The following is an 11,639-nucleotide window of genomic DNA, read 5'->3' on the forward strand; positions in this document are numbered from 1 at the left end:
ATTCCCCGTGACTGATTTAAAGCATCTCTCGTGTGGAGCAACGGCGGCGCCGCGCGCGACAAAGCGCGGCCCGCATTGCGATCTTCTCTTGGTGTTCCCGCTTCTTCTTGCTGCAATTTCTTGCTGCTACTTCTTGCTGCTACTTCTTGCTGCTACTTCTTGCTGCCAGTGTGTGCCCGCTCAATTGGCGGCTGGCGGCCAAGCAAGCGCATCGCGCGCGCCGCTCAACACCGGCTTTGCGGCATCGCCAGTGACGAACAGGCTGTAGCTGTCGCCGGCAGCGAGCGTCGGCAACGGCAGCGCCGCGCTGGCCGCGGTGCCGCACTGCCCCACCAGCTTCGCGCTGACTGGATTGATGGCGCGCGCGTCCTGCGCACCCGCGGCCACTTGCGCAAACACCGTCGGACCATTGCCGTCCACGCCGATCTTCGCGCTGCAACCTTGCGCGAAATTGAATGCGCGCAAGGTCGCCTTCAGACCGTCGACCCGCTCATAGCGACCGACGATCCGCGTCGCATACCACCCCTTCGCGTCATGACGCAGCGCGACGGTGACGGCATCGCCTGCACGGGGCGGTGCATTAGCCGGTGCATTAGCCGGTGCATTAGCCGCCGCATTGGTCGAACCAGCGGCATCGGCCAGAACCTTGCCGTCGACCGTGACGCGTGTCGGCGTGCCTTGCGTCAGCACGCTAAAGCGCGTGACCGCACCGGGCGCGAGCGTCTGCGGCACCTCGCTGCCTGCGAGCGCGACGCGCACCGCCTGCGACGACGCGTTCAGCACGCGCAGATACGACGCGTCGGCGGGCGGTTGCGGTCCATACAGACTCGCGACATCGTCCGCCGCTGCATGCGCCACGCTTGCCGACAGCAGCGCGGCTGCGGCCACGATCGCTGCCATCGTTGCTGCGACCTTCGATTTACCCAAGCTGATTCTTTTCATTTGATTCGTCCGGATTCAATACGAATAGATCGCGCCGAAGAACACGCCGCGCGCACGGTCATCGCCGCTGATCCTCCAGCGGTACTGCACCGACAGATCGACATACGAGCGCGGCGAGTCGTATTTGCTGTCGCGGAACCAGTAGCGCGTCGAAATCCCCACACCCGCGCCAAGCGGAATGCTGTGGTCGATGCTCGAGTCGTAGTCCGCACCGATGACCGCATACGGAAACACCGTCCACTTCGGGCTGTAACGGTCCATGCGGTAAGTGCGGCCCACTTCGAGATTGGTGGTCGCATAGACCGAGCCGGCGTTCAGGTAGGCACCGGTCTCGGCATAGATCTGTGCGGTCCACCACGACGGCACATCCACCCGGCGCTCGATGCCGTAGCCGCCCGAATACGCGAGCCGCGCAAGCCAGTCGGGATTGACCTGTGAGCCGATCGGAATGATCCGTTCGAAGGCGACGATCGCGTCGATGTCGGCAAACGGCTTGGCGCGTGCGCCGACGGTGGCTTGCAAGGTATCCACACCGCTCGCGCCACCGTTCTTCACGCCGAAACTTTCATAACCGCGCGCGTAAAGCTCGAACATCCGGTCGCCGAGACTGCCGAACGGACGCCAGTAGGCTTCCACGCCGGCCTGCCAGTTATTCGACGTGCCCGGTGTCGGCGACGACGCATAGCCCGGCTGCATGCCCGCGCCGCGATAGTTGAGCGACGCGTCGAAGCCCCAGTTGCGGGTAGCTTCGGCGTGCGCGCTGCGCATCTCGTTCAGTTGCGCCGGTGTGGCCGGTGGCGTGCCGTCGTCGGCCGGCTTGGCGCTCGCGTCGATCGCGCGCTCGAAGTACTGGGCGGCTTCGCGATTGCGGCGTGCCTGGACTGCCGCATAGCCCGCATCGGCGTCAGCGCTGGCCGGCAAGGTCCCCGCCTTGTCGGCCATGCGGAAGCGCTGGTAGGCAAGCTGGTTGTTGCCGGCACGTTGTGCGATATAGGCGGCCGTCAGGTCGGGCATGGCGTCGAGCATGCCGGCATCGATCATCTTTTGCGCTTCGCGCGTCGCTGCGGCTTCGTCGCCGGCTGTGCTCAGCGCGTTGATCAGTTCCACGCGATGCTGCGGATCGTCCGGCGCCGCCTTCACCGCTTCGCGCGCATAGCCGACCGCACCGGTTTTGTCGTTCGCGGCTGCGGCGGTCGCCGTGGCGCGCGCCGCCTTGAAGCCGGGATCGGCCGCGTAGACATCGCAGCTTGCGCCGAACTGATCGACGACGCAGTCGATAACCGGGCGTCGGGCCGGGTCGAGCGAAGGTGTCGGTGTGCTAGAAGCAGTCGTTGCATTCGTCGCGGTTGTCGCGGTCGCTGTGTTCGACGCATTCGAGGCACTCGACGCATTGGCAACTGCCGGCGCATGCGCCAACAATTGCCGCGCCTGATAACGGCGCAGCGCGATCGGCGGATCGGTGTCATCGCCATTCATCTTCAGCGGCGCCAGCAGATCGAGCGCGCGTTGCGGCTGTCCCTCGGCGATCCACACATCGGCGATGATCACGCGCGCCACACGCTTGTTGCGTTGGGTCGCGTCGTTGGCATGCTGCGCTTTGGCGAAATCCGCCTCGGCCTCCGTCGTCTTGCCCTGCGCGGCCAACGCATAGCCACGCAGCGTGAGCGGCATGATTTCCGTATCGTCGGCAGCAATGGCGTCACTCGCCGCAGCCTGCACGCCCGGCAGATCGTTCGCGGCGAACAGCACGTCGATCAGCTGAATGCGGTAGCCGACCTGATCCGGCGCATAGGCGACCGTTTCGCGCGCGAGCGCGGCGGCTTGAGCGTAGTGGCCTTTCCTGAACGCCGCATACGACGCACCTGACGACTTCGGCGCGAGCCGGTTGCCGATGAAGCTGCGCCGCAAGCGCAGTTCGTCGCTGTCGCCGAAGCGTTGGGTTGCATCGAGGTCGGCCTTCCACGCGTCGGTGTCCTGACCGGCCGCGCTCGCTGCATCGATCAGCAACAGGCGCAGGCGTAGCAGGTCGGGACGCAGCGAAATCGCCTCGTTCGCGTACTTGACGGTGCCCGTGAAGTCCTTCGCTGCATAGGCCTTGTAGGCCTGCTGCGCGGCCGTCAACGCGGCGCCGGTCAGCGCGTCCGGGTCAGCCGGCTGCTGCCGCCCGGCACGTGCGACCGCGCGGGTCGACGCGTTTAGCGCATCGATCTGCTTGCGACGCGAGACCAACGCCGGATCGCGGCCGATCTGCGCGATCGCGTCGCCGAGCGAGCGGCTGGCTTCGCCATAACGGCGAAGCGCTGCGAGCGAGTTGGCGAGCAGCACCCGCAGCGACACGACGTCGGGACGCTGGCGGATCGCTTCGCGCGCCCGCGCGATTGCACCGGTATAGTCGCCGCGCCCATAGGCGGCATATGCTTCCTGCGCCACCCGATAGGCGGCGCCGTTCAATGGCAGCGCATTCTGTTCGGATGGGGCCGCCTGAGACGCAGCCGCCGTGCTCTGCGCATACACCGCGCTGCTCAGGCACAAGGTGCCCGCCACCATTGCAGCGGTGACGGCACGCAAGGTGAATGCGGACGCCACAATCGGAGCCGTAGTTGAAGCCGCATTTGAAGCTGTAGTTGCAGCGCACGCGGACGCGGAAGCGGCCGCTGAGTCAGAAGCCGAAGCCGCCAACGAAGCGCGCGCCATCCACGCACGCCGGGTGAAAAATGAATCGATCATTCGGATGCCGCCAGAGCGCCCTGAAGGCGGCGCTGTTGCTGGATTACGTTCTCGAGTGCGGCACGCGAGATCACGTCGCGCGCCACCATGTAGTCGCCGATCAGGCCATGGCGATCGGGGCGGTAGTGCTGCATCGCCGCTTCGAAGGCCTCACGGCGCACGTGGCCATGCTCGATCAGCAGATCGCCGATCAGCGGCACGCTGCGTGCAGGCACATGCACGGCGGCGGCCGGCGATGCGTCCGCTGACGCACCTTCCACCGCGCCCGCTTGCACGCCCTCGCCCGCCAGCGCCGCGATCCCGACGCCGCGCAACACGCGCAGCCCCGCCGCGATCTCGCCCTCACGGACGATCTCCTGCGCAACCGGTCCCTCGATCAGCGCGCTCAATTCCGCAAGCACCGGTTCGGAGAGCGGACTCGCGGTCAGCAGAATCGTGCGGCCACCCGCGGCGTCGACCTGCGGCAACACGCGATGGCGCACGATCGCTTCGAGCGGCAACCGCTCGGCGTCGTCCTTGGTGCGTTCGAGCACCGCGCGGCCACGCGGCAGGTCAGCCTGAAAGGCGATCGCTTCCGCAAGGGTTTCCTCGTCGAGCCAACCCTTGGCCATCAGCACACGGCCGAGCGGCGCCTCACGCGCATGGCTTTCGCCGAGCGCCTGTTCGAGTTTGTCCGGATCGATGGCTTGCCACGAGAGCAACAGTTCACCCAGACGCTGGCGGCGATTGTTAAAGCCGTCGGCGGACGGGAAGTCATGCATGGTCTTGTCCCATGCCAGACGCTTGCCAGTCACGAGGTGCGTGAGGAACATCTTCCACGCACGCGACACCGCCATGAAATTGATGAAGTTGCCCACCACCATGCGCGGCACGGACAGCACGCCGTGCTCCCAGCCGTACAGGAGGGTCACGAAATAGATCCGCTGCACGACGCGCAACAGCAAGGCCCAGCCGTTGGCCCACAACAGCACTTGCAGCCACTTCGAATCGGCGAACGGCGAGGCGATCAACTCCGGCATCCAGCCCAGCAGATCCGCGCCGGCGAAGAGCAGAAACTGGATCACCAGCGCATACGCGATGATGCCGACGAACGCGGTGACGATGCCCTTGCGATCACGGAACAGCAGATAGCGATTGGCAAGCGAGCCGCTCCAACCGGTCTGCTTCCACCCTTGCAAGCCGATGCCGAGCGTCCAGCGCGCACGCTGCCGATAAGCGGTACGAAACGTATCGGGGAAGAATTCGCGCACGCACAGCGGCATCGTCACGGTGATGTCGCGTTCGCGGCCGAGGCCGAACCACGCCTTGCGGCGCGTCGCGAATTGCACCGGAAAGCGCGCGAAAATCGACTGCATGCCCATCTTGCCGAGACGCGCGCCGACGTCGTAGTCCTCGGTCAGGCTTTCGGTGTTGAACGGCTGATTGTCGGTTTGAGCGTTCAGCGCGAGCAGCGCGCGCCGCGAAAAACACGTGCCGACACCCGCCGACGGCACCGAGCCGACGAGGCTCTCCCGGACCACGAGATCCTTCGCGTGCCATTCGGCGAACTCATCCATATAGGTGCCGGCCACGAGTTCGAACCAGTTGCGCTCGAGCGAGGCCACCGGCAACTGGATCATGTCCTTGCGCGGCAGCAGGTAATTAAAGAAGCGCAGTTCGACCGGATGCAGGACGTCCTCGCTATCGTGCAGCACCACGCCGGCGAACTCGATGCCGGCCTCGGCCTCGTACTTGAAGATCGCCTGGATCACCCAGTTCAGGCAGTCGGCCTTGCAGGTCGGACCGTCGTGCGGCACTTCCACGCGACGCAGCTGTTTATAGCGGCGGCGCATCCGTTCGACCTCGGCGATGGTTTGCGGGTCGTTCTGATAGGTGCCGACGAACACCACATAGTTGCGGTAGTCCATCACCCGCACCATGTCTTCGATCATCGCCGCGACCACGTCGTATTCGTGCCACGCGGGCACCATGATCGCGATCGGCTGCTCTTCGCGCTGATATAGCTGTGCGCTGGTGAGCGGCTTGTAGGTGCGCTGCACCGTGAAGCGGCGATAGAGCGTGCGGGTCCAGTACCAGGCGTCGATAAACAGATCGTCGAGGCTGGACAGCAGGATGACGAAGGCCACCAGCGCCGCGACGTATTCGAGCCCCTGGTAATAGTGGGCGACCGCGTAGCCCACATACCATTTGATTAGCGCGAGGCTCACGACTTGTCCTGATTCCTGCGGCGCGCCACGTTGGCGACCAGCAGCAACACGATCAGCAAGCCGACGAGGCCCGCCGGGATACCCCAGCGCACCCAGCTCTGCATGAACCACGGGCCCTGCACGTCTTCCGCGTCGACTACTTCGCCCGGATGGCGCGTATCGAACTGGCGCAGCGTGCCGCTGCCGTCGACGATCGCGACGTCGCCGCGCGACAGTTGCAACGACGCCGGCAGGATTGCCGCCGTGTCGCCCACCGTGCGATACGCGATCCCCGACACGCTGCCCGACTTGACCGCTTCGATCACGCCGACGCGATTCAGACCCGACACGTCCGCCAGCATCTTCCCGGACGCGTCCGTGAGCGACAGGCGGTCTTTCGACAGGCGTGCGAGGCTCTTCTCATCGGCGAGCGTGACGTCGGCGGCGAGGAAGGCGCCCTTCGGGCTCAACGCCTGGCCGTCAGGCGCGACGCTGAAGTTCGCACGCGTCGGCGCAATGCCGCTCGCGTTCGCCAGTCGCGCGACGCGTGGCAGCACTTGCATGGCGTCGTTCAGATACGAGGCCGGCACGATCACATTCGCCTCCGACGCGAAACGCGCCACCATGCCAATGAAGTCGTCGCCGATCTTCGCATCGGTGAGCGTCAGATGGCTGCTCGGCAGCACGGCAATCGGATGGCCCTGGCCGCGCGGCTGGCAGCCGCCTTCCGGCTGACGCTGGAACACCACGCGCAGCAGGTTGCTCGGCGCGAGCGCGTAATGCGGCACCCGCGCGGTAATGCGCTGCGGCTTGCCGTTGGCGGTCAGCAGTTGCGAGCCGATCAGCACGTCGTTGAAATAGACCGACGCGGTTTGCGCGGTGTTGTTCGACGTCGGCGATGCGGCCACGTCGAGCACCACGGTGCCAGGCAGCTTGCCGTTGCCTGAGGCCGCACCCAGATCGAAATTCGCGTCCCAGGTGGCGCGGCCTTGCACGTCGAGCGTGCGCGGCTGGCCGCCCAGCAGCGACAGCGCGATCTCGTCACCGTGCGAGTTCGGCGCGGTGTCGATCTGATGAACCACGAGGCGGCTCGTCACGTCGATCGGACGCCACGTGCGCGCGAGGACCGCGACGCCGTCGTTATCGCCGACCACGATCGCGGTTTGGCCGCCGAGATGCGCAAGGCGCACTTCGCCCGAGGCGAGCGGCTTCGCGATCGGATCGTTCGCGCGGGCACGCCATGCATCGAATGCCTCGCTCGCGCCAGGCGCGGAACTGACCACCTGTTCACGCAAGGCATCGAGCGAGGTTTTCAGCGTGTTGCGCACGGTATCGTCGGCGACGATCACATCCGGCGCGAAAGCCGAGCGCGGCGTGAGCGCGATCAGGGCGCCCGCTTCCGCCGGGTTCGCCAGCTTGTGCGAGCCGCCCGCCGCCAGCGCGGCAAAAGCCGGAACCGCGCGCAGCGGCGCCGGCACCGCGATATCGCTCAGATCGACCGTGTCGCCCACAGCCGGCCATGCCCGCGTTGCCGGCGCGCGGCCTTCGCGTTGCAGCAGCGCTTCGACGCGCCAACCCGCATCGAACGCCGGCGCGGCAAGCGTACGCGCACCGAGCATCACCACCGGCTCATGCGGCAACGCGCTCCATGCGCTGCGCAGATCGACGATCGCATCCGGATCGTAGCGATAGGTCAGACGCGAAGTCGGCGCGATGCGCCAGACGTTGCCGATCGCCGTCTGATCGGAACAGACGTTATCGCTGAGTACCGACGACCAGTCGAGGCCCACGCGCACGAAGCCGCTCGGCCGTGCCGCGCCGTCCACGCCGAGACTCGCCGACGCATCACCCTGGTCTTGCGTCGGGCTGCGCGACAGCACCGGGGCGCCGTCGAGCGACACCAGCATGGTCGTACGGCCGCCGTTGCCGCGCAGATAGCTGCCGTCGATCTGCAAGGCCGCATCGCTCAAAGACACCCCGGCCGGCACCGGCAGATACAGCTCCTGACGACCGTCCGGCGCATGCAGCACGACCGGATCGCGCATCCCCAATTCAGCCAGCGACACCGTACGCGTCGCGAGGCGGCCGCTGCCGAGTTGCGCGAAGCTGCCTGCGACGTCGGCCGGCTGTTGAGCATGGGCCGTCGCGGCGAGCAACAGCAGCGCAGCAAGTGCATTCAGGCGGGGGAGCGCGCGGCGGCGCATTGGCGTATTGGAGGTCACGTGGTCTTGTCTCGTAATAAGCGCGCAAACGATGAAGCTGATTTGCACTGCATGGATTGTCTGGAACTGCGATCCCGCCTGGTGCGGGTAACCTCACCGGTTGGCTAGCCGATGGTCCTGCCGGTGGTTGTGCAACGTCGCTCCGAGGGTGTCCAGCCGGCGTTCGCGGTACTGTCCGCGCCTGCCCGACGGCTCAGGTGCCCAGGCCTTGATGTGCGATAGCCACAAGCGGCGCCACCTGCCGGAAAGACCCACGGCCGAGTCTGCCTGCCCTGCCCGCCTCTGCGAGCGTTTGGCATGCGGCAGAACGACGGCCTGCGTGAAGCTACTGCACAGCTTCGTCGAGCTGAACGCGCGCAACCTGGCGAGCCTCGCCGATGTCGCCGCTCACGAACTCGTCAAACGGACGCCCGGTCAGGGCAGCGACGATCCGTTGCGATGCATGGCCATCGCCGTACGGATTGATGCAATGTGCGAAGTTATCGCGCTCGCTCGCGTCCTCCAGCAGGCCCGTCACCGCGCGCACGATCGCTTCGCGCTCCGTGCCGACGAGGCGCACCGTGCCGGCCGCCACCGCTTCCGGACGTTCGGTCACGTCGCGCATCACCAGCACCGGTTTGCCGAGCGCGGGCGCTTCTTCCTGCACGCCGCCCGAATCAGTGAGAATGATCGACGCGCGCTGCATCAGGCGCACGAAGCCGAGGTAATCCAGCGGATCGATCAGATGAACGTTGCGCGCCGTGCCGAGGGTTTCCTGCACGGGGCCGCGCACATTGGGATTCAGGTGCACCGGATAGACGATCTGCACCGTGTTGGTTTTGGCCAGGTCAGCGAGTGCCGCGCAGATGTTCGCGAAGCCCGCTCCGAAGCTCTCACGGCGATGGCCCGTAACGAGCAGCACCGGCAGCGCGCCATCGAGGAACGGTAGGCGTGCGTCGAGCTCGGCACGCAGTGCCGCGTCGTTGTCGATGCGTGTGGTGGTGAGGTTCAGCGCGTCGATCACCGTATTGCCGGTGACGATGATCTTGCCGTGCAACGCTTCGTGCGCGAGGTTCGCTTTTGAGCTCGCGGTGGGCGCGAACATCAGATCGCTCATCACGTCGACCACGCGGCGGTTCATCTCTTCCGGCCATGGCTGCATCAGGTTGCCGGTACGCAGACCTGCCTCCACGTGACCGATTGGAATGCGCCGGTGAAACGAAGCCAGCGCCGCCGCGGATGCGGTGGTCGTATCGCCATGCACCAGCACGCGATCGGGCTGAACGGTTGCGAGCACGTCGTCGAGCGACGCGATGAGACGCGACGCCAGGCCGTTGAGGGTCTGGTTGCCGGTCATCAGGGCGAGATTGTGATGCGGCTTGATCTGGAACAGATCGAGCACCTGATCGAGCATCTGCTGATGCTGCCCCGTGACGCAGACCACCGATTCGATGTCGGCGTTGATTTCCAGTTGTTTGACTAGTGGCGCCATTTTGATGGCTTCCGGCCGCGTGCCGAAAATCGACAAAATCCTCGTTGGCATAGGTCCTCGATTTCTCTATGAATGTCTTATTGGCGGCGGGCGATGCGGGGGACCGCATTAATATCGCGAACCCTCAAACTTACCGATCTGACTTGCCCGTCGCCGATATTTACCGGCAGTTCCCGGATACGCGGGAACGAATCGATCGGATGCAATAACTGCCGACTGGATTCACGCGAACCTCGTTTGAACGAGCGGCCATTGATAGTGAATCGCCGCGCATTCTAACGCGTATTTCCGCCAATTTCGCGATAGATATGGTCTATGTGTTGCACGTAGACCACCGCCGGAGCGGTTTGAATCCGGGATTTTGCCGACGTAGCCGGGTGATTAAGGCGCCGCAAACGTTTTCCATATATTTTTATCGAAGCGTTAAATATCGCCTGACATTCTTCAAATCCGTAAATGTTAAATGTTATTTAACGATCGAATTGCCTGATTTGTATAAATTTAATCATCTGCAAATTAAGACGGCGCAAACGTTATCTACGGACTGGTTAACACTTCGGCAATACCATGCGCTTCCCGCACGGGTTGACTCTGCGTCTCACTTACCGGATTCGCGTTCGATTTCTTCGGCCAACTCGGCGATCTGTGACTCCGCGAATACGCGGATGCCGTGCTGTTGCAGCAGCGCGACAGTGACGCCGGTCGCGGGATGGGTTTGGCCGCTAAACGCGCCGTCGTAGATGAAGGTGCTGCCGCAGGAGGGGCTGCCGTCGGCGAGCAGTGCATAGCGGCAGTTTTCTGCCTTGGCGCGGTTGAGCGCGTGGTGAGCGCCGGCGATGAAGAGTGCGGTCACGTCGGTGCCGGTGTTGTCTTTGATTGCCGCCTGGTGCGTGAGGACGTCGGCGCCTGAGCGGCGCAGCTGTATTTCCGCCGGTGGGCGCGGGGTCGGGAAGCCGGCCGCCACTTCAGGGCAGACGGTGACGAGGCGGCCCTCGTCGCGCCAGCGGGCCAGCCACGCGTCATGGGTGGGTTTGGCTTTGCCGTTATAGCGGACGGGGTGGCCGGCGAGGCAGGCGCTGACCAGGATTTTTAGCATTAAAAGTGAGGGGGTTGCCCTGCGGGGCTTGGGGTTTGGGTTTGGTTTTTGCGGTTTGGGGATTGTAACGGGGTTTGGTTTGCTATTTGTGTGAGGGGTGGGTTTGGGGTTTTTTTTAGTGGTGCAGATCTTTTTTGCCTTTGGCGGCGGCATGGGGGGGGTTGCCTACGGCGTTGGGCTTTCCTTGAGCTGTTTGCCTGCGCGGCGCTTGTTTCTGTATGCCTACGGTGTTGGCCTTTCCTTGATTTCTTAGTGGTCTATTAGCGTCGCCCCTGTGCGGGGCGGGCACCTACTTTTCTTTGCCTGCTGCAAAGAAAAGTAGGCAAAAGAAAGCAGCTCCAACCGCTAATTCTTAAGCGGGTTCCCTGGCTTGGAGGGGATAGTGGAGCATCTGGAATCCGTGCCTTCGCACCTTTATCGTCAGTGACAAAGGAGTCATCAGCTCCCACTCCGCACTACGTGCGTCGCGGATCGGTCTGCCAGGGAAACCAGGGGCTTCGTTCAAGGGCGGTGGGAGCCATCGGCTTCGCCTCGGTGCGGACAGGTTGCCCAGGAAACCAAGGGCTTCGTTTGAGGTCCGTGGGGGCCCTCGGTTTTGTCTCGGTGAAGTGCTGAAAAATATAGCTGCTTCGGAACGTGCCACTTGGCGCCTCGAACGGCTGGCAAGTCGCGCTAGCGCGTCCAGGTTTTGAATTCGCACTTCGAATGAAACGCCAGCGCATCGCCGAAAAGTTGGTGAGGCAACGGCGAGCCGCGGCGTCGAGCGAGGCCCACGCGCCCAACGACCAGATGGTTCTGTGAAATACCCTTCGGCGCGCGCAGCGCCGCCGGAAGTATGACTGCCTTGTCATTCGCGCCGAATGTGCGAGAACACAGATTCCAGATGCACCACTACCCCCTCCAAGCCAGGGGACCCGCTTAGCAGGGGGTTCGAGCTGCTTTCTTTTGCCGATATGACTCCTCGTGTCAAGGGGTCGGTTTTGTGGTTTTCCGAA

Annotated in this window: 6 protein-coding genes; all 6 read right to left on the bottom strand. The window is 64.4% G+C overall.

Going from position 1 to position 11,639, the window contains the following annotated elements; genetic code table 11:
* Nucleotides 1-180: 180 nt before the first annotated feature.
* Nucleotides 181-942: a hypothetical protein gene (locus PQQ96_RS32590; RefSeq protein WP_408300188.1), complete on the bottom strand. Its 762-nt coding sequence runs from the start codon at nt 940-942 to the stop codon at nt 181-183.
* A 15-nt stretch (nt 943-957) separates the two neighbouring features.
* Nucleotides 958-3,528, bottom strand: coding sequence for an NfrA family protein (locus PQQ96_RS32595; RefSeq protein ID WP_408300189.1), 2,571 nt, complete (start codon nt 3,526-3,528; stop codon nt 958-960).
* A gap of 137 nt (nt 3,529-3,665) precedes the next feature.
* Nucleotides 3,666-5,876, bottom strand: a complete 2,211-nt coding sequence (locus PQQ96_RS32600) for a glycosyl transferase family protein (RefSeq protein ID WP_408300191.1) — start codon at nt 5,874-5,876, stop codon at nt 3,666-3,668.
* On the bottom strand, nt 5,873-8,059 hold the full coding sequence (locus tag PQQ96_RS32605; RefSeq protein WP_408300196.1) for a cellulose synthase: 2,187 nt from the start codon (nt 8,057-8,059) through the stop codon (nt 5,873-5,875). Before PQQ96_RS32605 ends, PQQ96_RS32600 begins: the two co-directional genes overlap by 4 nt.
* Before the next feature lie 343 nt (nt 8,060-8,402).
* Nucleotides 8,403-9,599, bottom strand: a complete 1,197-nt coding sequence (wecB, locus tag PQQ96_RS32610) for a non-hydrolyzing UDP-N-acetylglucosamine 2-epimerase (protein ID WP_408300193.1) — start codon at nt 9,597-9,599, stop codon at nt 8,403-8,405.
* A 547-nt stretch (nt 9,600-10,146) separates the two neighbouring features.
* Nucleotides 10,147-10,644 (bottom strand): 2-thiouracil desulfurase family protein, encoded by a 498-nt coding sequence (locus PQQ96_RS32615; RefSeq protein ID WP_408300195.1) that lies wholly within the window; start codon nt 10,642-10,644, stop codon nt 10,147-10,149.
* Nucleotides 10,645-11,639 lie beyond the last annotated feature (995 nt).

This window comes from Paraburkholderia sediminicola, from assembly GCF_046027825.1.
GTDB classification, from domain to species: domain Bacteria; phylum Pseudomonadota; class Gammaproteobacteria; order Burkholderiales; family Burkholderiaceae; genus Paraburkholderia; species Paraburkholderia sediminicola_D.

What these genes read in the sequence shown, in the direction of transcription:
- wecB (WP_408300193.1), bottom strand. Translation starts at nt 9,599, where the DNA reads ATGCCAACGAGGATTTTGTCGATTTTCGGCACGCGGCCGGAAGCCATC.
- PQQ96_RS32615 (WP_408300195.1), bottom strand. Translation starts at nt 10,644, where the DNA reads ATGCTAAAAATCCTGGTCAGCGCCTGCCTCGCCGGCCACCCCGTCCGC.
- PQQ96_RS32605 (WP_408300196.1), bottom strand. Translation starts at nt 8,059, where the DNA reads ATGCGCCGCCGCGCGCTCCCCCGCCTGAATGCACTTGCTGCGCTGCTG.
- PQQ96_RS32590 (WP_408300188.1), bottom strand. Translation starts at nt 942, where the DNA reads ATGAAAAGAATCAGCTTGGGTAAATCGAAGGTCGCAGCAACGATGGCA.